General features: G+C 67.8%; 15 protein-coding genes. 2 read left to right on the top strand and 13 right to left on the bottom strand.

Annotation, left to right across the window (positions count from 1 at the left end; translation table 11 throughout):
• Positions 1 to 23 precede the first annotated feature (23 nt).
• Entirely contained in the window at positions 24 to 1976 is a 1953-nt protein-coding gene (locus AC5P8F_RS12410) for an acetyl-CoA hydrolase/transferase C-terminal domain-containing protein (protein ID WP_346601873.1), read from the top strand.
• 125 nt (positions 1977 to 2101) lie between these two features.
• Here the strand turns inward: AC5P8F_RS12410 and tkt are convergent, their stop codons facing one another.
• From tkt to AC5P8F_RS12345, 13 genes are all read right to left on the bottom strand, one after another.
• Complete coding sequence (gene tkt, locus AC5P8F_RS12405) at positions 2102 to 4099, bottom strand: transketolase (protein ID WP_014648248.1); 1998 nt, start codon at positions 4097 to 4099, stop codon at positions 2102 to 2104.
• Positions 4100 to 4315: 216 nt separating this feature from the next.
• On the bottom strand, positions 4316 to 5635 hold the full coding sequence (locus AC5P8F_RS12400; protein WP_014648249.1) for a dicarboxylate/amino acid:cation symporter: 1320 nt from the start codon (positions 5633 to 5635) through the stop codon (positions 4316 to 4318).
• Between the two features lie 57 nt (positions 5636 to 5692).
• Positions 5693 to 7408 (bottom strand): BatD family protein, encoded by a 1716-nt coding sequence (locus AC5P8F_RS12395; protein ID WP_495228274.1) that lies wholly within the window; start codon positions 7406 to 7408, stop codon positions 5693 to 5695.
• A complete protein-coding gene (locus AC5P8F_RS12390; protein WP_495220198.1) occupies positions 7405 to 9243 on the bottom strand; it encodes a VWA domain-containing protein in 1839 nt (612 codons plus the stop codon). Before AC5P8F_RS12390 ends, AC5P8F_RS12395 begins: the two co-directional genes overlap by 4 nt.
• Positions 9240 to 10244, bottom strand: coding sequence for a vWA domain-containing protein (locus tag AC5P8F_RS12385; protein ID WP_197621441.1), 1005 nt, complete (start codon positions 10242 to 10244; stop codon positions 9240 to 9242). The genes AC5P8F_RS12390 and AC5P8F_RS12385 overlap by 4 nt, the downstream gene beginning before the upstream one ends.
• Positions 10241 to 10690, bottom strand: coding sequence for a DUF4381 family protein (locus tag AC5P8F_RS12380; protein ID WP_014648253.1), 450 nt, complete (start codon positions 10688 to 10690; stop codon positions 10241 to 10243). Before AC5P8F_RS12380 ends, AC5P8F_RS12385 begins: the two co-directional genes overlap by 4 nt.
• Positions 10687 to 11616 carry a DUF58 domain-containing protein gene (locus tag AC5P8F_RS12375; RefSeq protein ID WP_046432294.1) on the bottom strand — a complete coding sequence of 310 codons (930 nt, stop codon included), beginning with the start codon at positions 11614 to 11616 and terminating at the stop codon, positions 10687 to 10689. Before AC5P8F_RS12375 ends, AC5P8F_RS12380 begins: the two co-directional genes overlap by 4 nt.
• Before the next feature lie 8 nt (positions 11617 to 11624).
• Positions 11625 to 12650, bottom strand: coding sequence for an AAA family ATPase (locus AC5P8F_RS12370; protein WP_014648255.1), 1026 nt, complete (start codon positions 12648 to 12650; stop codon positions 11625 to 11627).
• 186 nt (positions 12651 to 12836) lie between these two features.
• The gene (locus AC5P8F_RS12365; RefSeq protein ID WP_032962161.1) at positions 12837 to 14807 is read right to left on the bottom strand and encodes a type IV pilus secretin PilQ; all 1971 of its coding nucleotides are present in this window, start codon (positions 14805 to 14807) and stop codon (positions 12837 to 12839) included.
• Between the two features lie 21 nt (positions 14808 to 14828).
• On the bottom strand, positions 14829 to 15362 hold the full coding sequence (locus AC5P8F_RS12360; protein ID WP_495228272.1) for a pilus assembly protein PilP: 534 nt from the start codon (positions 15360 to 15362) through the stop codon (positions 14829 to 14831).
• A complete protein-coding gene (locus tag AC5P8F_RS12355; protein ID WP_495228271.1) occupies positions 15362 to 16018 on the bottom strand; it encodes a type IV pilus inner membrane component PilO in 657 nt (218 codons plus the stop codon). The genes AC5P8F_RS12360 and AC5P8F_RS12355 overlap by 1 nt, the downstream gene beginning before the upstream one ends.
• Positions 16015 to 16896 carry a PilN domain-containing protein gene (locus AC5P8F_RS12350; protein WP_329768532.1) on the bottom strand — a complete coding sequence of 294 codons (882 nt, stop codon included), beginning with the start codon at positions 16894 to 16896 and terminating at the stop codon, positions 16015 to 16017. The genes AC5P8F_RS12355 and AC5P8F_RS12350 overlap by 4 nt, the downstream gene beginning before the upstream one ends.
• The gene (locus tag AC5P8F_RS12345; protein WP_014038321.1) at positions 16896 to 17954 is read right to left on the bottom strand and encodes a pilus assembly protein PilM; all 1059 of its coding nucleotides are present in this window, start codon (positions 17952 to 17954) and stop codon (positions 16896 to 16898) included. Before AC5P8F_RS12345 ends, AC5P8F_RS12350 begins: the two co-directional genes overlap by 1 nt.
• 219 nt (positions 17955 to 18173) lie before the next feature.
• Here AC5P8F_RS12345 and AC5P8F_RS12340 point away from each other — a divergent pair, with 219 nt between their 5' ends.
• Positions 18174 to 20594 carry a penicillin-binding protein 1A gene (locus AC5P8F_RS12340; RefSeq protein WP_046432301.1) on the top strand — a complete coding sequence of 807 codons (2421 nt, stop codon included), beginning with the start codon at positions 18174 to 18176 and terminating at the stop codon, positions 20592 to 20594.
• Positions 20595 to 20610 lie beyond the last annotated feature (16 nt).

Here is a 20610-nt window from a genome sequence, read left to right as displayed (position 1 = left end):
CCCCCGACGCAGGACCGCCGCGCATGACCGAACACCTCACCGACCTGGACGCCGCCGTCGACTGGTTGTTTGCGCGCGTGGACGGGCCGCTGCGGATCGGGGCACCGCTGGCACTGGGCAAGCCGCATCGGCTGCTCAATGCCCTCTACGCGCGCGTCGAGCACGATCCGTCGCGGCCGCTGCAGCTGTATACCGCGCTGTCGCTGAATCCGCCGAAGGCGCGGGGCAACGGCCTGGAAGCCCGCTTCCTGGCACCGTTCGCGCAGCGCCATTTCGGCGACGACTTCCCGCGCCTGGCCTATGCCGATGCGATCGCGCGCGACGCGTTGCCTGCACATGTGCAGGTGGAAGAGTTCTACATGCAGTCCGGCGCCCTGCTCGGGTCGCGCCAGGCGCAGTCCAGCTATACCAGCCTGAACTACACCCACGCCGCCGATGCGGTGGCGCAGCGCGCGCCACAGGTGATCGTGCAGAAAGTGGCGATGCGCCCGAACGACCGCCGGCTTTCCCTGTCGTGCAACAACGACATCACCCAGGACACGCTGGACGCGATGACCGCACGTGGCCTGCCGCGTCCGCTGCTGATTGCCGAGATCGATCCCCAGTTGCCCTACCTGGGCGGCTCGGCCACGGTCGATGTCTCGTTCTTCGATCTGGTGATCACCCCACCGCCGCCGTACCCGGCGCTGTTCGGGCTGCCGCGGCAGCCGGTCGGCGATGTCGACTACGCCATCGGCCTGTACGCCAGCACGCTGGTGCGCGATGGCGGCACGCTGCAGATCGGCATCGGTACGCTGGCCGACGCGCTCAGCCATGCGCTGGTGCTGCGCCACACCGACAACGCGCGCTACCGCCGCGTGCTGCACGCGCTGGATCCGCAGCTGGCCAGCCACCCGCTGGTGCAGGAGATCGGCGGTGTGGACCCGTTCGAAGTGGGCCTGTACGGCTGCAGCGAGATGCTCAACGAGGGCTTCCGCAGGCTGGTGCAGACCGGGGTGATCAAGCGCAAGGTACACGATGACCTTGCGCTGATGCAGCGCATCGAAAACGGCAGCACGCTGTCGATCGACCACGCCACCCTGGCGGCCGAAGGTGAGTACCTGCACGGCGCGTTCTACCTGGGCTCGCCGGAATTCTACGAGTGGCTGCGCACGCTGCCGGAGGACGAGTGCCGTGCGATCGGCATGCGCCGCATCAGCGAGATCAACCAGCTGTACGGCGGCAACGAAACGCTGGAACGCCTGCAGCGCCGCCATGCGCGCTTCTTCAACTCCTGCATGATGGCCACCGCGCTGGGCGCGGCGGTGTCCGACGCGCTGGACGATGGACGCGTGGTATCCGGTGTGGGCGGCCAGTACAACTTCGTGGCGATGGCACATGCCCTGCCGGAAGCCCGCAGCGTGCTGATGTTCCGCGCCGCGCGCGATGACAAGGGCCGACGCGAATCCAACGTGCGCTGGAACTACGGGCACACCACCATTCCGCGCCACCTGCGCGACATCTACCTTAACGAATACGGCATTGCCGACCTGCGCGGACTGACCGACGAGGACTGCGTGCATGCGATGACCGCAATCACCGAGGCCCCGTTCCAGGGCGGCCTGCTGCAGCAGGCGCACGCCTCGCGCAAACTGCTGGCGGTCGCGCAACCGGATCCACAGCGGCAGCAGCGCAATACGCCGCAGGCGCTGACGGCGGCGCTGGCCCCATTCCGCGCCGATGGCAGCCTGCCGGACTATCCGCTGGGCAGTGACTTCAACGAGATCGAGCAGGTGCTGGTGAAAGCGCTGGGCTGGCTGAAGGCCAACACGCAGACCCGCGGCGACAAGCTGCGTACCGTCTGGGCAGCACTACGGCAACCGGCCGGCGACGGCGATGCGGTGTACCTGCAGCGCATGGGCCTGCAGGCACCGAAGGATTTCGCCGAACGCCTGGACGCGCGCCTGCTGCGGCTGGCACTGGCGCGCACCGCCTGAGAAAAGGGGACGGAGGGGATTAAGTCGTTTGTGCACAAACGACTTAATCCCCTCCGTCCCCTTTTTCCTGCGGCAAAGAAAAGGACGGCGTGCGCCGGCCTTTCCTCATTACGTCGCGATGCTGCTTACAGCGCCTTGGCGGCTTCCACCACGTGCGCGGTGGTGATGCCGAAGTGCTTGTACAGCTGGTCGGCCGGGGCGGAGGCACCGAAGGTGTCGATACCGATCACGGCACCGTCCAGGCCGACGAACTGGCGCCAGAAGCCGGTGACACCGGCTTCCACAGCCACGCGCTTGCGCACCGCGTTCGGCAGCACCGATTCACGGTAGGCCGCGTCCTGGCGCAGGAACACGTCGGTGGACGGCATCGAGACCACGCGGGTCTTGAGACCAGCCGCATCCAGCTGGGCCTTGGCTTCGGTGGCCAGCGAGACTTCCGAACCGGTGGCGATCAGGATCACATCCGGGGTACCGGCGGCATCGGCCAGCACGTAACCGCCGCGCTCGATCTGCGCGATCTGCTCGGCGCTGCGCGGCTGGTGCGGCAGGTTCTGGCGGCTGAACACCAGGCAGCTCGGGCCGTCCTGGCGGGTGATCGCGGCCTTCCAGCTCACCGCCGACTCGACCGCATCGCACGGACGCCACACGTCGTTGTTCGGGATGTAGCGAAGCGAGGCCAGGTGCTCCACCGGCTGGTGGGTCGGGCCGTCTTCGCCCAGGCCGATCGAGTCGTGGGTGTAGACGTGGATGGCGTGCGCCGGGATCAGCGCGCTCATGCGCACGCCATTGCGGGCGTAATCGCTGAACACCAGGAAGGTGGCGTCGAACGGAATGAAGCCACCGTGCAGGGCCAGGCCGTTGGCAATGGCGGTCATGCCGAACTCGCGCACGCCGTAGTACACGTAGTTGGCGTTGGCGTCGTCGCTGGCAACCGATTTGCTGCCCTTCCAGAGGGTCAGGTTGGAGTGCGCCAGGTCGGCCGAGCCGCCGACGATTTCCGGCAGCAGCGGGGCATAGGCTTCGATGGCCAGCTGCGAGGCCTTGCGCGAGGCGATCGTCGGGCCTTCCGCGGCCACCTGGGCGATGTACGCATCGGCCTTGGCAACGAAGTCGGCCGGCAGTTCGCCATGCGAGCGGCGGGTCAGTTCGGCTGCTTCAGCCGGGTACTGGCTGGCGTACTTGTCGAACAGCTGTTCCCACTCGGCCTGGCGCAGGGTGCCGGCGCCATTGGCGCGCCAACCGTCGTAGATCGCCTGCGGGATCTCGAACGGGCCGTATTCCCAGCCCAGCTGCTTGCGGGTGGCTTCCAGCTCGTCCTTGCCCAGCGGTGCGCCGTGGCTGGATTCCTTGCCCGCCTTGTTCGGCGAACCAAACCCGATGGTGGTGCGGCAGCAGATCAGGGTCGGCTTGTCGCTCTGCGACAGCGCGGCCTCGATGCCGGCCTTGATGCTGTCCGGGTCATGGCCATCGACGTCGCGGACCACGTTCCAGCCATAGGCCTCGAAACGCTCCGGGGTGTTGTCGGTGAACCAGCCCTCGACGTTGCCGTCGATGGAGATGTGGTTGTTGTCCCAGAAGCAGACCAGCTTGTGCAGGCCCCAGGTGCCGGCCAGCGAAGCGGCTTCATGCGACACGCCTTCCATCAGGCAGCCATCGCCCATGAACACCCAGGTGCGGTGGTCGACCACTTCCAGCTCCGGACGGTTGAAGCGCTGTGCCAGCAGCTTCTCGGCCAGGGCGAAGCCCACGGCGTTGGCGAAACCCTGGCCCAGCGGGCCGGTGGTGGTCTCCACGCCCGGGGTCTCGTGGCGTTCCGGGTGACCGGCGGTGTGGCTGCCCAGCTGGCGGAACAGCTTCAGCTGCTCGATCGGCAGGTCGTAGCCGCTCAGGTGCAGCAGCGCGTACTGCAGCATCGAACCGTGGCCGTTGGACAGCACGAAACGGTCGCGGTTGAACCAGTGCGGGTTGCTCGGGTTATGGCGGAGGTAGTCGTTCCAGAGGACTTCGGCGATGTCGGCCATGCCCATGGGCATGCCGGGGTGGCCGGACTTTGCGGTTTCAACCGCATCGGCGGCAAGGAAGCGGATGGCGTTGGCCAACTGGCGACGGGTAGGCTGCGTCATGGTTCTGTCGGAATCGGGAGGCGGCCGCGGACGTGCGGGCGGCCTATTGTCCCATAGTCGCCGGGCGGGGGGTCAGTTCACCTTGCCCGGTCGTGCCGGCCGCTGGCCCGCAAGGACGTGATCTCCGCCGGATTCCGCATGTGAAAAGGGGCCGGAGCCCTTTCCCCTGAGGAAAGGAATCCGACCCCGATCAGGTCGCCAGCAGTGGCGTTGGACTCAGTCCTGCTGCGGACCCAGCGCCGGGCCATCGTGCGACTCGCCCTTGGCCACCAGCGTGGTCAGGGCCAGGTCGCCGGTCACGTTCAACGCGGTACGGCACATGTCCAGGAAGTGATTCACGCCCAGGATCAGGCCGATGCCCAGCGGATTCACACCGACCATCGCGCAGATCATCGCCACCACCGGCAGCGATCCCGACGGCACGCCGGCGGTACCGATGCCACCGAGGATGCAGACCGCCATCACCATGATCTGCTGGCCGATGCTCAGGTCCACGCCGAAGAACTGGGCCAGGAAGATCACCGTCACACCCTCGAACAGCGCGGTGCCGTTCTGGTTGGCGGTGGCACCCACGGTCAGCACGAAGCGCGACACGCGCTGCGGCAAGCCCATCTGGTCGGCCACGCGCAGCGCGGTCGGCAGGGTGGCATTGCTGGAGGCGGTGGAGAACGCCATCACCGTTGCTTCCTGGGTATCGCGGAAGAACGACAGCGGCGAGCGGCCGGACAGCCACACCGCGGTACCGTAGGTCACGATCATGTGCAGACCCAGCGCCAGCACCACCACGCCCACATAGGCACCCAGGCGGATGATCAGCTCGAAGCCGAACAGCGCGGCCAGGTTGAACATGAAGCAGGCCACCGCATAAGGGGCCAGGCGGATGACCAGGTTGATCAGGGTCATCGAGATTTCGAACACGCCTTCAATGGCGCGGCGCAGCGGGGCAACCTTTTCATTGTCGGTCAGCACCATGCCGATGCCGAACATCAGCGCGAAGAACATCAGCGACAGGATCGCACCGTTGTCCGACGCGGCCTGCAGCACGTTGCTCGGCACGATCGACAGCAGCATGTCCATGCCCTTCGGCGTGCCGTGGATGCCAGCGACGATTTCCTTGCTGCGCTCGGCGTTCTCCGAGAGCATCAGTGCCGCAGTCTGCGGATCGACGCCCGCGCCCGGCTTGAGCAGGTTGACCAGCACCAGGCCGATGCCCACCGCGATGCCGGACAGCAGCACGGTGTAGGCCAGGGTCTTCCAGCCGATGCGGCCGAGGGCGCGGATGTCGCCCATCTCCGACACGCCCATGATCAGCGCCGAGAAGATCAGCGGCACGATCAGCATGAAGATCAGGTTGAGGAACAGGCCCGACGCCGGGGTGGTGACGTAGTCCATTACCCACTTGGCACCAGCCTGCAGACCATCGACGCTGCCGCCCAGGGCGTGCACGATCAGTCCCAGGACCAGGCCGATCGCAAAGCCGATGCCCATCTTCCAATGCAGGGGCAACTTCTTCTTGTCGGCAGCAGCTGCTGTCATACGCGGGTTTCCTCGAAAAATGAATGCACTCTAACAAAGCGCGCAAGCGGCGCCGGTTCAGGTTCGCCGCGGCGGATACAGCGGCGCCAGGTCAGTGTCGGCGGTGCCCGCAGGCGCCGACCAGTGCGGTCCGTCACGGAAGACCTCGCGCAGGCGCGTGCGCAGCCGCGCCAGATCCCCCTGCCCGCCCCACCGCGCCTGCTGCAGGTCCTGTAGCACTTGACGCTGGGCTGCATCCCCAAGCCGCGCGATGACCTGCTCGACGCGTTCCACACCAGCCATCGCACACAGCTGTGCTTCCACCTGGTCGAAGCCCTCGCCATCCAGCGCGCGGCGCAGTTCTGCCAGGCCGGCACGCCCGCTCGCCGCAGTCGGCACAGAGGCCTTGCCCGCTACTGGCGCCACTGCGCGCGGGCGACGACCTCGCTGCCAGCCCCACAGGAGAGTCAGCAGCCACAGCAACGCCAGGCCGATGGCCGCCGCCATCCACGGCCACGGACGCTCGGACAGGCCGCTGGCACGCGGATCGGTCGCGGCGATGCGGCTGTCCTGGCCATCGGCGCCCGGCAGCGCGGCATCGGTGTCGATCGGCGGCAATGGCGCCGGTGAGGCAGTGCCGGTGCCGGTGCCGGCCGCGACGGCCAGCGTCAGGTCCGGCAGCTTCGCCTCCTGCGCCTTGCCGTTACGCACATCCCACCAGGGCAGGCGCGGCCCCGGCACCACCAGCGAACCCGGCTGGCGCGGCACGATCGAATAGCGGCGGGTGATCTTCAGGCGCGGCGTGCTGCCGTTGAAGGTCTCTTCGTACTGTGTCGGTTCGGCGAACACCTGCGCATTGGTGCCGACATCCGGCACCGGCAGGTCGGTGAACTGCGCGCGCGTCGCGCCTTCGGCAACCGCTTCGACCACCACGTTGGCGGCCTCACCGGTGCGGGCACTGGTCGGCGCACTGGTGTAGCGCAGCTGCAGGCTCTGCAGTGGCAGCCACGGCTGCGGGGCCTGCGCCGGCTGTGCCTGCACCTGCAGCGTGCGGTCTGCGCCGGTGGCATTCATGCGGCCATCGCCACCGCCGAAGAAGTCGTCGAAGAAGCCACCCGCACTGCGCCCACTGAAACGGGCACCGGCCAGGCGCAACGCGCCGCTGCGCTCGGGGATCAGCAGGAAACGCCGTTCGACCACGTTGTAGCGGCGCCCGTTGACCTGGCGTACATCGGTGCGGTCGTCGCCCACACGCTGCAACGACGCGCCCGCCGGGGTATCCAGCACCAGCTCGCCGGAGGCCAGCTGCGAGGCGAAGTACAGCCGCACCACCACGCCCACGCTCTGCTGCACATACGGCGTATCGTCATCGACAACGGTTTCGATGAAGGCCATCGCATTGCTGTCGGGCCCCGCCACGGCGGCCGCATCGACCTGCAGCGTCAGCGGTGCGGTGCGCACACTGCCCACCTGCAGGCCCGGTACCACCAGCGCACCACTACGTCGTGGTGTCAGCGCCACGCCATACAGGTTGCGCTGCTGCATGCTGCCATTGCTCCATTCCACCTGGCGGCTGCTGGTCTGCCCGCTCAGGTCGAAGTCGGTGCGCAATGGCGTGAAGTCAGGGGCGCCCTGGTCGCTCTCGACATTGAGCGTGACCGTGTCGCCCATCGCGATGCGGTCGCGGTCCAGCCACGCGCGCGGCTGCGCCCAGGCCAGCAGCGGCAGCCACAACAGCAGCGCCGCCAGTACCTGTCGAGGCCAGTGCCCGTGCATGTTGATCGACCGCGTCATCGCCCTTCCCTCTTCCTGCGTTCGTTTTCCAGCTGGAACTTGGCCCGCAGCAATGCGCCCGGATCATCCGGCACACGCCGCATCCATGCCTCCACCGCCTGTTGCTCCTCGCGCTGGCGCGGCGTGCGGCCCTCACCACCCGGCACTGGCTTGCCCCCCTTGCCGGCCTCACCCTCGCGTGCCTGCTGCATCGCCTGCTGCATGCGCTGGCGCTGCTGTTCATCGGCCTGCGCCTGCGCCTTGGCATCTTCCACCTGCGGTGGTGCCTGCTGGCCATCGCGGCCACGTTCGCCAGGCTGAGGCTCCGACTGCGCGTTGTTGTCACCCGCCTTGGGCTGGCCCTGCTGGCCCGACGGCGGCTGGCCCTGGCCGGGTTGCTGCTGGCCCTGCTTCGGCTGTCCCTGTGGGTTCTGTTGGCCCTGCGGGCCCTGCGGTTGTTTCTGCTGCCCGTTCTGCGGTGGCTTCTGTTGATCCTGGCCTTGGCCGCCCCCGGATGGCCTGCGCTTGCGTGCGGCATCGACCACGGCGCGGTTGGCCACTGCATCGGCCATGCCCGGATGCAGCGCCAGTGCGCGGTCGTAGGCGGCGATCGCTTCGTCGTAGTTGCCTTCGCGTGCAAGCGTGTTGGCCAGGTTGTACCAACCGGCATCGCTGTCGATGCCTTCGAACTGTCTGCGTGCAGTGGCGAAGTCGCCCTTGCGGTAGGCCTGAACCCCCTCGGCCAGGCGTTGATGCTGCAGCTGGTCGCTGCGCTTCCACAGCGTGCCCTGCGCCGGCTGCGAGACAGGCGTCGCAGGGGCCTGCGCCTGCGCGTCATTCATCCATGGCAGCAGACCCACCGCGAGCACCGCGGCCAGCACCGCGCGACGGCGGAAGGCCAGCAATGCCAGCAGCATCACCGGCGGCAGCAACCAGAAGCCTTCGTCACGCCACTGCTTGCCTTCGCCCGGCCGCTGCGCCGCCGTGCCGTCGCGCGCGTCGAGTACACCGAGCGCACGCAGATCGCTGTCATCGGCAGAGATGCGCGCATAGCGGCCGCCACCGGCAGTGGCGACTGCACGCAGGCTGCCCTCATCCAGCGCGGCCTGGCGGATCTGCCCATTGCTATCGCGGTACGCCGCACCGGCAGGCGTGCCCAGGCCCAGCACCGACACCTGCAGGCCCAGGCTGCGTGCCTGCGCCGCCGCCAGTGCAGCTTCGCTGTCCGCCTGATCGCTGACCAGCAGGATCTGCCCCTGCAACGCGCCGATCTGCCGCATCAAGCGTGTCGCCCAGTCGATGCCGCGGTCGGCACGCTGGCCATCACGCGGCATCACGTCCGGCGACAGCGCATCCAGATACAACGCAACATTGCTGCCGTCGTCGGTCAGCGGCGCCACGGTGTAGGCATCATCGGCATACACCACCAGCCCCACCTGCCCGCCCTGGCGCGCGCGCAGCAGCTCGCCCACTTTCGCCCGCGCCTGCAGCAGGCGCGACGGCGGAAGATCGGTTGCCGTGATCCGGCTGGACAGGTCCAGCACCACCAGCAGCGGTGCGCTGGCCTGGAACATCGGTTGTGCCTGCTGGCGCCAGCTCGGCCCGGCCATGGCCAGCGATGCCAGTGTCCAGCCCAGCAGCAGCGCCCATGGCAGGCGCACTCGCCGCTTCGCGCCCGCGGCCAGCAGATGTGGCAACAGGTGTGCGTCCACCGCCTGCCGCCACGCATCACTGCGTCGCTGCCGGTACACCGCGAGCGCGAGGATCAGGGGCAACGCCAGCAGCGCCCACAACCACTCCGGTCGCAGGAAGTGCAATGCGCTCCAATCGGGGAGATTCGAAGCAAACGCGATCATCGGCGACGCTCCGGCCACAGCCAGGCCAGCACGCCCAGCAGCAACGCCAGCCCCAACGGCCAGGCATAGCGTTCTTCGCGCGGACGCAGGCTCGGCCCCTTCGCGGCGACCGGCTCCAGGCGATCGAGCTCCGCGTAGATCCCGGCCAGCTGCGCGGTGTCACGCGCGCGGAAGAACTGGCCACCGGTCATGCTGGCGATCTTCTTCAGGGTGGCCTCATCGACCGGATCCTGGTCGGTGGAAATCGGGATACCAAACAGGCGCATGCTGCCATCGCCGCCGAATGCAACCGTGTGGATGCGCACGCCTTCGGCGCGCGCGACTTCCGCGGCGCGCAGCGGCTCCAGCACACCGGCGTTGCTGACACCATCGGTCAACAGGATCAGCACGCGCTGTCCCTCCGGCTGGCTGCGCAGGCGCTTCACCGCCAGGCCGATGGCATCACCGATGGCGGTCTCGCGCCCGGCCAGGCCGACCACGCTGTCGCGCAGCTGATCGCGCACGCTGGCCAGGTCTGCGGTAAGCGGCGTAAGCGTGTAGGCGCGATCACCGAAAATCAGCAGGCCGACGCGGTCGCCGGCACGACGATCCAGGAAGTCGGCCAGCACGGCCTTGGCCGCGGTGAGGCGATCAACCGCCTGGGCTCCCAGCACCATGTCACCCTCCCCCATGCTGCCGGACACGTCCATCGCCAGCATCATCTGCCGGCCCTGCTGCGGCGGCGTGATGGCTTCGCCCAGCTGCTGCGGCCGTGCCAGCGCGATGCACAGCGCGCACCAGCCCAGCCATAGCAGCAGCGTGCGCAGCCACGACACGTCGACGTGGCCCCCACCGGACAGCGCTTCGAGCTCGGCGGCGGCGTAGGGCACACGCAGCGCGGCGCCCGGTTCTGCACGGCGCTTCCACCAGCGCATCAGCAACGGCAACGGCAGCGCGAGCAATGCCAGTGGCCATGCCAGCTGCAGGTCCGGCCATGGCCAATAGGTCGTCCAGAGGTTCATCGGCGGCGCTCCAGCAGCATCGCCAGATAGCGCTCGCGGGCCCAACTGCGCACGGCCGCCACGTCGCTGCTGTCGACGCGTGGGCGATACGCGCCTTCGGCCAGCAGGCTGCGACGCGCATCGGGCAACGTGCCCTGCGGGTCTACACGCTGCCACCAGGCATCATCGCGCAGCGATTCACTGCCCGGCTTTGCACGGCGTGCGGCACGGCGCAGCAATCCGGCAATGGCCGCCAGTTCGGCCGCAGCGTCGGTGGTGGCTGCCAGTTCGCTATCGAACAGCTGCAACCAACGCTGGCGGCGACGGCGACGCCGCCACATCAGCACGGCGATCACCAACAGCACCAGCACAACCGCCGCGCCGACCATCAGGTAACCGGGGGCAGGCGGCCACCATGAAGGTGCCGGTGGCAACTGCACATCGCGCAGCGGCAGCGCGGCGCTCACGCCGGCACCTCGGTCGGTGATGGCGCCAGCCACGCGTCGCTGGGCGCATCCGTGGACAGCACCTGCACATCGACACGGCGTGCGCCGAGCTGGCGCCGCAGTTCCTGCAGCGGTTCGACGAAGTGTGCCTGCCAATGCGCCTGCACTTCACTGCGGCGCAGGTCGAGGCCGATGCGCTGCTGTGCGGTCTGGAACTGCAGCGCCGCCGAGGGGGGATGCAGTTCCAGCGGATCAACCAGCAGCACCAGGCTGAGATCGTGATGCTGGGCCAGCGCGCTCCAGCGCGCGGGCGGAATGCGGATGGCCTGCTGCGGATCGGCCAGCACCAGCATGCGTGCCCCCGGGCGCAGCACGCGACCGGCATGATCCAGTGCACGCGCCAGGCCCAGATCGTCGACCGGCGGCTGTGCATACCAGCGGGTCAGCGCGTCGAGCACGCGCAGCACGCCGCGTGGCCCGCCCGCAGGGGCAATCGGCGCTTCGCGGTCACTGCCGCGCAGCGCACCCACGCGGTCGCCGCGGCGCTGCGCCGACCACGCGGCAACCGCACCGGCACGGGCGGCCTGTACCGATTTGAAGCGCACGCGCGTGCCGAAGTACAGCGCCGGCGACGTATCGGCCACGATCAGGCTGACCCGCTCGCGCTCGGCCTGGAACAATTTGGTATGGGCGCGGCCGGTGCGCGCAGTCACGCGCCAATCGATGTGGCGCGCGTCGTCGCCAGCTACATATTCGCGCGACTCGGCGTATTCCATGCCGCGGCCGCGCAGTTGGGACGGTGCCTGGCCCGCGTTGCCGGTGCGGCCACGGCGCGGCGGCGGCGGACGCTGTGCCAGCCGCCGTAGCGCGACCAGTTCGGCCAGCTGCGGGCGCAGCCCGTCACCTTCGAGCGCGGACGGTGCCTGTTCCAGGGATGGATCGGTCATGCGCAGGCTCAGGGTGCCGGCACCCGGGCCAGCAGCTCCTGCACCAGGCGCTCGCCGTCCCAGCCCTCGGCGGTGGCTTCATAGCTGGGCAGCACGCGATGGCGCAGCACGTCGGCGGCGACTGCACGCACGTCGTCGGGCGTGACGAAGTCACGGCCGGCCAGCCACGCCCGCGCACGGGCACAGCGCTCCAGTGCGATGGAACCGCGCGGGCTTGCCCCCCAGGCGATGCGGCGGCCGAGGCCGGCGTCGTAGCGCGCGGGATCGCGCGAGGCCAGCACCAGTTCGATCAGGTAGCGCTCCAGTGCCGGTGCCATGTGCAGGTCCAGCACTTCGCGGCGGGCGTCGAACACGTCCTGCATCGGCATCTTGTCCGGCGCCGGCGCAGCCTCGCCCAATGCACCACGGGCACGCTCACGGGCCAGCCGCAGGATTTCCGATTCGGCGGCCTGGTCCGGGTAACCGATGCGCACATGCATCAGGAAACGGTCCAGCTGCGCTTCCGGCAGCGGGAAGGTGCCCTCCTGCTCGATCGGGTTCTGCGTGGCCATCACCAGGAACAGCGGCGGCAGCGCATAGGTATGGCGGCCAACCGTGACCTGGCGCTCGCCCATGGCCTCCAGCAGCGCCGACTGCACCTTGGCCGGTGCCCGGTTGATCTCGTCGGCCAGCAGGATCGGGTGGAAGATCGGGCCGGGCACGAACTCGAAGCGGCCCTCCTGCGGGCGCCAGATCTCGGTGCCGGTGAGGTCGGCCGGCAGCAGGTCGGGGGTGAACTGCACGCGGGCAAAGTCTGCTTCCAGGCGCGAGGCCAGTGCACGGATCGCCGTGGTCTTGGCCAGGCCCGGCGCGCCCTCCACCAGCAGATGGCCGTCGGCCAACAATGCAATCAGCAGGCGTTCGACCAGTGCCGCCTGGCCGACGATCTCGGCCGACAGCGCGTCGCGCAGCTGGGTGAACGCCGCATGCAGGCGGGAGGTGGCCGGCGCGGGCGGCGGCGAGACGGTTTCGGGCATCGGCGGTGGCAGGTTCATGGGGGCCTTTGACCGGCGCAGGACGGCACGGGTTCCCGACATCATCGCAGGGTGCCCTGCGATTGGCATCAAGAACCGCTGAACAGCCGTCCACGCTGGGCATGGATCTGTTTCGTGCATGCCGCCAGCCCAAACGAAGAAGGGCCGCACGGGGCGGCCCTTCTTCGAAGACTCCGGTGCGACGGCTCAGTTCTGCTTGGCCACGCGCAGCACCTTCGGGGTGACGAACACGAGCAGCTCGGCCTTGTCCTTGTTGCGGCCGCGCTTCTTGAACAGGTTGCCCAGGAACGGCACGTCGCCCAGGAACGGCACCTTGCTGATGCTGTTGCGATCGGTGAACTCGTAGACGCCACCGATCACCACGGTCTGCCCATCCTCGACCAGCACCGCGGTGTTGACTTCGCGACGGTTGATCGACGGCACGGTGCCGTAGCCCTCCAGCTGGATCAGCTGGTCGACTTCGTCCTTCTTCACCTGCATGTTGAGGAACACGCGGTTGTCGTTGGTGATGGTCGGGGTGACCTTCAGCTCCAGCACCACTTCCTTGAACTGGACGTTCGGGGTCGCGACGCCGCCAGCGCCACCACCGCTGATGGTGACGTAGCCGATTTCCTTGCCCTGCTTGATCATCGCTTCGCGCTGGTTGGTGGTGACCACGCGCGGGTTGGAGATCACCTCGCCTCGCGACTCCTGCTGCATGGCCGACAGCTCCACGTCCAGCAGGTAACCGGCATTGAGGATGGACAGTGCCAGCGAACCCGGGTTGCTGGCGGCAGCCACCGGCAGGTTCCAGTTCAGGCCACGGGTGATGGTCGAGCCCACCGGGACAGGAGCCGGGCCCACCCGGCCACCGGCGATCCAGTCACGCTCGGCCTTGGCGTTGTCCTGCGCGGACTTGACCTGCGATTCCCGGGTCAAGCGGTTGGCCTCGAGATTGCCGCTGAAATAGACATTGTCGCGGCTGCCGCTGACACCGAACTTCGCGCCCAGCTCGCGGGCGAAGGTGTCGGTGGCGATGACGATGCGGCTTTCGATCAGCACCTGGTCGACCGGGCGGTCGATCACGTTGATCAGCTCGCGCATGCGCGCGATCTTCTTCGGGATGTCGCTGATCATCAGCGTGTTGGTACGCTCGTCGGCCACGATGCGACCACGCGAGGACAGGAAGCCACTGTCTTCCTGCGAGGAGTTGCCCGAACCACCACCACTGCCACCACCACCGCCGCCGCCGATGCCCTTGGCCTCGGTCAGCGCTTTGAAGATCTGCGTGGCGCTGTGGTAGTTGATCTGGATGTAGTCGGTCTGCAGGTCTTCGCGGTTCTCGATGGCGATGCGCGCGTCTTCCTTTTCCTGCTCGAACTTGGCCAGTTCGGCCTGCGGCGCCACCCAGATCACGCTGCCGTCGCGACGCTTGTCCAGGCCCTTGGCGCGCAGGACGATGTCCAGCGCCTGGTCCCACGGCACATTGACCAGGCGCAGGGTCACGTTGCCCTGCACCGAGTCGGACGCCACCACGTTCAGGTTGGACTCCTCGGCGATCAACTGCAGCACGGTGCGCACCGGCACGTCCTGGAAGTTGAAGGTCACCGGCTTGCCGGTGAAGCCGCGCTGGCCGACGGCCTTGGCCGCCTGGGTGACGCTGCCGGCGGTGACCGCACCCACGGCGGCCTGGGCCTGGCGCGGGCTGATCTCGACCACGTATTCGTTGCCGCTCTGGTAGGCCAGCGACTCCACCGCGCCACCGGTGCTCAGCACCAGCTGGGTGCCGGCGCCCGACGGCTTGGCGTCGATGCGCTGTACCGGCGTGGCGAAGTCGGTGACGTTCATCGGCTTCTGCAGGTTGGCCGGCAGCCGGGCATTGCCGACGTCGACCACCACGCTGTTGCCCTGCGTGCGCAGGTCAGGGATCGCGCCCTGCCCGTCGAACTGCACGATCAGGCGCCCGGCGCCGTCATCGCCACGCTTGAAATCGATCTTGGCCACCGACAGGCCCGCCGGCGCGGCGGCCGGTGCCACGGTGGCGCCCACCGGCTTTTCCGCCGGTGCGGCAGCCAGCGCCGGAGCGCAGGCCAGCATCAGCGCGACTCCCAGCGCGCTGACACGGTTCAAGGTAGAGCGCCGGATGGGACGCAGCCCCTTGGCTTGGTGAAAGGTCATCGTGCTATCCCCAGTAAACGATCATTGATCTTCAAGCGAGAGCGTTGCCAGCCGTTCCAGCCAGCCACCCGCGCCATCCGGCACCAGTTCGATCAGCTCCACGCGGTCTTCGAAGACCGCCGTGACCCGCCCGTCGCTCTGCCCCAGGTAACCGCCCGGGCGAACCCGGTAGGTGACCTTGTCCGGCCCCATCACCAGCGCCACGGTACCTGCGCCGGTACCGATGGTGCCGACCATGTCCAGCGCATCCAGCGGGAAGCCTTCCAGCGGCTCCTTGCGCCGGTTCGGGTCCGGTCGCAATCCGCCGTTCCCCTGCTGCGGATTGGTCCAGGCATCGGTGAACGGATCGCGCATGCCCTGCGCGGAGTATTCAAAGGTCTCGAACTGCTGCATCACCGGCAGCGGCTCCAGCGGTTGCGCCGGTCGCGCGCGCTCGCCTTCCACCCACTTCTCAAGGTTCGGTGCGTCGCCGGGCGTGCTGGTCACGCCACGGCCGCAACCAGCCAGCAGCAGCACAGCCAGCACCATCGCACCACGTACGGTCTGCGCGCGCATCACTTCTTGCCCTCCTTGCCAGCGTCGGACGCCTGCTGCGCCTGCACCTCGGTCTCGTCCAGGTAGCGGTAGGTCTTGACCGTACCGGACAGTTCCAGTGCACCGCTGCGGACGTTGCCGCCGGTCTTTTCCTTGGGCTTGAGGTTGATGTCATGCATGGTCAGGATCACCACCCGCGGCAGCGAGGCCACGCCACTGACGAACGCGCCGAACTGGTGGTAACTGCCCACCATGCGCAGCTTGATCGGCTTCTCGGCGTAGAACTCCTTGATCTGCTCCTGCTCCGGCTCGAACAGCTCGTTGGTCAGGCCGCTGGACAGCGCGGTCTGCGAGATGTCGATGATCAGGTCGGGCATTTCGGTCTTGCTCGGCAGCTGCCGCAGCATCTGCTGCAGCACCTGCTCCATCTGCGCCAGCTGCTGCTTCAGCGGCCCCAGGTTCACCGCGCGTTCCTGCTGCTTGGTGAACTCGGTGCGCAGCTCGACTTCCTTCGATTCCAGGCCGGCCAGTTCTTCGCACTTGCCGCTGATCAGCAGCATCCACGCCACGAACATGATGACCAGCGCCAGCAACGAGCAGAAGACGATCTTGGCCTTCTGCGGCCAGTTGCCGATGTCGTTGAAATCCAGGTTCTTGATGTCGATCTTCTGGCTCATGCGCGGTCCCCCTGCAGCAGCGCATTGAAGGTCTGCGGCGGCTGCGCCAGGCGGCTGCCCTCAGGCTTCGGGGCAGGTGCCGGGGCCGGCGCGGCGGCCGGAGCGGCCGGTTGGTTCGGCTTGGCCGGCGTGGCCGGTGCAGTGGCCGGTGCGGCGGGAGCTGCTGCCGGCTGGCCCGCTGCCGGGGCCGCAGGCGTCGCGGCATCCGGACCTGCGGCCAACGGTGCCACCGGTGCCGGCGCAGCCGTCGCCACCGAGCCATCGGCGTTCAGGCCCGGCGTCGCCGACACCTCTTCGCTCTGTGCCGGCAGTTTCACCTTGACCACGAACACGTAGGGCAGCGCCTTGATGTCGGCCAGCGGGCCGGCCTTGCCGTCCTTGTCCTTCTCCGGGTCACGCGCTTCGATGATCGACAGCTCCGGGTTGGTCATCCAGCCGGAGGTCTCCAGGTTGCGCATGTAGGCCGAAACGCGGGCGTTGGACTGGGTGCGGCCTTCCAGCGTCAGTACATCCCCTTCCTGCTTCAGCGCGGTCAGCACCACGCCGTCGGGGATGGTGCGCACCAGCGCGTCGAACAGGTGGACCATCTGCGAGCGCTTGGCCTGCAGCTCCTCGATCACCTTCTTGCGCGCCAGCAGGCGTTCCTTCTGCGCGTCGAGGCGGTCGATCTCCTTGTTCTGTTCCTTGACCTTCTCGATCTCGGCTTCCAGATAAGCATTGCGGTCCATCTGGCCGCTCACCTGACGGTCGTAGTAGAACCAGATCATCAGCGACAGCAGCAGGCCACCGACGGCGGCCATGCCCAGCATTGCGTAGAACTCGCGCTGGCGTTGCTTGCGCCGCTCGGCGCGCCAGGGCAATAGATTGATGCGTGCCATCAGTCAAAGCTCCTCAGCGCCAGACCGGTCGCGATCATCAGCGCGGGGGCATCCTGGGCCAACGCATGCGCGTTCACCTTCGGCCCCAGGGTCATCTGCGCCAGCGGGTTGGCGACCACGGTCGGCACGCCCAGCTGTTCCTCGACCATCTCCGGCAGGCCACCGAGCACGGCGCAGCCGCCGGCCAGCACGATGTGATCGACGCGGTTGAATTCGCTGCCTGCGTAGAAGAACTGCAGCAGGCGGCTGATCTGCTGGACCGTGGCTTCCTTGAACGGCTCCAGCACTTCCATCTCGTAGCTTTCCGGCAGGCCGCCCTGGCGCTTGGCCAGCCCGGCTTCCTCGTAGCTCAGCCCGTAGCGGCGCATGATCTCATCGGTCAGCTGCTTGCCACCGAACACCTGCTCGCGGCTGTAGAGGCTGCGGCCGCCGCGCAGGACATTGAGGGTGGTCATGGTGGCGCCGATATCGACCAGCGCGACCACGCCGTCGATGGATACCGGCAGCTCGCTGGCGACCAGGGCGTAGGCGTTCTCGACCGCGAAGGCCTCCACGTCCATCACCTTGGCCTGCAGGCCACCGAGTTCCAGCGCGGACTGGCGCAGCTCGACATTCTCCGAACGCGACGCGGCCAGCAGCACCTGGACCATCTCCGGGTTGTTCGGGATCGACCCGATCACCTCGAAGTCCAGGTTCACTTCCTCGATCGGATACGGAATGTAGTTGACCGCTTCCAGCTCGATCTGGGCTTCCATGTCGTTTTCGTCGAGATCGGCCGGCATCGGGATCACCTTGGTGATCACTGCCGACCCCGCGACGGCGGCAGCGGCCAATTTGGCCTTGCTGCCTGAACGGTTCATCGCCCGACGGATGGCCTCACCCACGGCCTCCACTTCAACGATGTTTTTCTCCACCACCGCATTGGGCGGCAGAGGTTCCACAGCGTAATGTTCCACGCGGAAACGATTGCCGCTGCGGGACAGCTGCAAAAGCTTTACCGCAGTCGAACTGATGTCGACGCCTACGAGCGGCGACTGACTTTTTGGGATGAGCCCCACGGTTTCTCCCCTGCCGACGGGCACTTGGACGCAAGACCTGCGCCCAAGCATTAATAACGTATTCTTAGCAAATGGCAACGGCCCTGCTGTGAATTCCTTCACGGATTCACCATGCAGCCCCTGACTGTTCCCCTTGCGCTCCCCGGTGCCGACCCCAGCCGGCACCTTGCGTAATCTATACTCTGCGACCACGAAATTCGCAATCGGAATCTGAACCCGATGACTCGACTCCGCCGCTGGCTGCGCTGGATCTTCTTGATTGTCCTGGTCCTGGCGCTGATCGGCGCGGCCGCCGTGGGCGGTCTGTACTACGCCGTTTCCTCCAAGCTTCCCGACGTGCAGACCCTGCGCGACGTGGAAATGCAGGAGCCGATGTACGTCTATGCTGCCGATGGCAAGCTGATGGCGGTGTTCGGCGAGACCCGGCGGACCCCGATCACCATGAAGGACGTGCCGGAGAAGCTGAAGCAGGCCTTCCTGGCGACCGAGGACGCCCGCTTCTACGAGCACGGCGGCGTGGACTACATGGGCATCGGCCGGGCGGTCTGGCTGCTGGCCACCACCAGCGACAAGCGCGTGCCGGGTGGCTCCACCATCACCCAGCAGGTGGCCCGCCAGTTCTTCCTCAGCTCCGAGTACAGCTACACCCGCAAGCTGGCCGAGATCCTGCTGGCGCGCAAGATCGAGTCCGAGCTGAGCAAGGACGAGATCTTCGAGCTGTACCTGAACAAGAGTTTCTTCGGCAACCGCGCCTACGGCGTGGCCGCTGCCGCCGAGTTCTATTACGGCAAGAAACTGAACGAGCTGGACCTGGATGAGATGGCCTCGCTGGCCGGCATCCCCAAGTTCCCCTCGTCGGGCAACCCGATCTCCAACCCGGAGCGTGCCCGCCAGCGCCGCGACAACTACGTGCTGCAGCGCATGGCCGACCTGAAATTCGTCAGCCAGGCCGAGGCCGACGCGGCCAAGGCCGTGCCGATGCACGCCACCGCGCATGAGCCGCCGGTGCAGGTCGATGCTCCGTACGTGGCCGAGCTGGTACGCCAGGAGATGATCGCCCGCTTCGGCGGCGACGTGGTCAACAAGGGCTATCACGTCACCACCACCATCGACTCCACCCTGCAGACCGCCGCGAACCAGTCGGTGCGCGACGGCCTGCTGCTGTACGACCACCGCCACGGCTGGCACGGCGTGGAGAAACAGGTGCAGGTGGGTGCCGGCGAAGACGCCGCCGCCCTGGCCGAGCACCTACGCGGCATGTACGGCCAGGCCGGCCTGCTGCCGGCGATCGTCGCCAGCACCGGCGCCGACGGCAGCGCCACCGTGGTGCTGGCCAACCGCAGCGAGATCGTGCTGCCGGCCGGCGCCGCCAAGTGGACCAACAAGACCCCGGGCAAGCTGGTGCAGCGCGGCGACATCGTGCGCGTGCGCGCCGGGGCCAAGGAGGGCGAGTGGCTGCTGGACCAGATCCCCCGCGGCCAGTCCGCGCTGGTCTCGCTGGATGCCCACAGCGGCGCGCTGAAGGCGCTGGTGGGTGGCTTCAGCTTCTCCGGCAACAAGTTCAACCGCGCCACCCAGGCCCGCCGCCAGCCGGGTTCGAGCTTCAAGCCGTTCGTCTACGCAGCTGCCTTCGACAAGGGCTACAACCCGGCCTCGATCGTGCTCGACGCCCCGGTCGTGTTCCGCGATCGCCGCGGCAAGACCTGGGCCCCGCAGAACGACGGCGGCGGCTTCCGCGGCCCGATGCGTCTGCGCGAAGCGCTGGTGCAGTCACGCAACCTGGTGTCGGTGCGCCTGCTCGATGGCATGGGCGTGGACTACGCACGCAAGTACATCAGCGAGTTTGGCTTTGCCGAATCGGAGCTGCCGCCGAACCTGTCGATGTCGCTGGGCACCGCCTCGCTGACCCCGCTGTCGGTGGCGCGCGGCTACGCCGTGTTCGCCAACGGCGGCTCGCGCGTGGACACCTGGCTGATCGACCAGGTCAATGACCGCGACGGCAACCTGGTGTTCAAGGAAAACCCGGCGCTGGCCTGCCGCGACTGCGCCGGCAGCAGTGACCAGCCGGTCAACCAGGTGGTGGACGGCTTCAACTTCGGCGCTCCGGCCCCGAAGGTGGACCCGGCCGCCGCCAAGGCCGAAGCCAAGGTCGAAACCCCGGCGGCACCGGCCAACCCGGATGCCCGCACTGCCCCGCGCGCGATCGACGCCCGCACCGCCTACCAGCTGGTATCGATGATGCGCGACGTGGTCCAGCGCGGTACCGGCGTCCAGGCCAAGGTGCTCGGCCGCGAGGACGTGGGCGGCAAGACCGGCTCCACCAACGACCACCGCGACGCCTGGTTCTCCGGCTTCGGTGGCCCGTACGTGACCACCGTGTGGGTGGGCCGCGACGACTTCCGTTCGCTGGGTTACCGCGAATACGGTGGCAAGGCCGCCCTGCCGATCTGGATCGACTACATGCGCACCGCGCTGAAGGACACCCCGATCGCGCAGAACGACCCGCCCAGCGGCATGGTCCAGGCCACCCTCAACGGCGCGACCGAGTGGGTGAAGGTGGAAGACATGGACCGCCTGACCGACTACGACCTGAACCTCAATACGCCGCAGGCCGACGCCGCCGCGTTCGATATCTTCTGAGGAAGGTTCTGGTGGG

It is taken from the genome of Stenotrophomonas sp. YJH_SMC_69, assembly GCF_059370495.1.
Note: the sequence above shows the minus strand (reverse complement) of the source record. Positions and strands in the feature narration are given on the sequence as shown.

What these genes read in the sequence shown, in the direction of transcription:
- AC5P8F_RS12410 (WP_346601873.1), top strand. Translation starts at nt 24, where the DNA reads ATGACCGAACACCTCACCGACCTGGACGCCGCCGTCGACTGGTTGTTT.
- tkt (WP_014648248.1), bottom strand. Translation starts at nt 4,099, where the DNA reads ATGACGCAGCCTACCCGTCGCCAGTTGGCCAACGCCATCCGCTTCCTT.
- AC5P8F_RS12400 (WP_014648249.1), bottom strand. Translation starts at nt 5,635, where the DNA reads ATGACAGCAGCTGCTGCCGACAAGAAGAAGTTGCCCCTGCATTGGAAG.
- AC5P8F_RS12395 (WP_495228274.1), bottom strand. Translation starts at nt 7,408, where the DNA reads ATGACGCGGTCGATCAACATGCACGGGCACTGGCCTCGACAGGTACTG.
- AC5P8F_RS12390 (WP_495220198.1), bottom strand. Translation starts at nt 9,243, where the DNA reads ATGATCGCGTTTGCTTCGAATCTCCCCGATTGGAGCGCATTGCACTTC.
- AC5P8F_RS12385 (WP_197621441.1), bottom strand. Translation starts at nt 10,244, where the DNA reads ATGAACCTCTGGACGACCTATTGGCCATGGCCGGACCTGCAGCTGGCA.
- AC5P8F_RS12375 (WP_046432294.1), bottom strand. Translation starts at nt 11,616, where the DNA reads ATGACCGATCCATCCCTGGAACAGGCACCGTCCGCGCTCGAAGGTGAC.
- AC5P8F_RS12370 (WP_014648255.1), bottom strand. Translation starts at nt 12,650, where the DNA reads ATGAACCTGCCACCGCCGATGCCCGAAACCGTCTCGCCGCCGCCCGCG.
- AC5P8F_RS12365 (WP_032962161.1), bottom strand. Translation starts at nt 14,807, where the DNA reads ATGACCTTTCACCAAGCCAAGGGGCTGCGTCCCATCCGGCGCTCTACC.
- AC5P8F_RS12360 (WP_495228272.1), bottom strand. Translation starts at nt 15,362, where the DNA reads ATGCGCGCGCAGACCGTACGTGGTGCGATGGTGCTGGCTGTGCTGCTG.
- AC5P8F_RS12355 (WP_495228271.1), bottom strand. Translation starts at nt 16,018, where the DNA reads ATGAGCCAGAAGATCGACATCAAGAACCTGGATTTCAACGACATCGGC.
- AC5P8F_RS12350 (WP_329768532.1), bottom strand. Translation starts at nt 16,896, where the DNA reads ATGGCACGCATCAATCTATTGCCCTGGCGCGCCGAGCGGCGCAAGCAA.
- AC5P8F_RS12340 (WP_046432301.1), top strand. Translation starts at nt 18,174, where the DNA reads ATGACTCGACTCCGCCGCTGGCTGCGCTGGATCTTCTTGATTGTCCTG.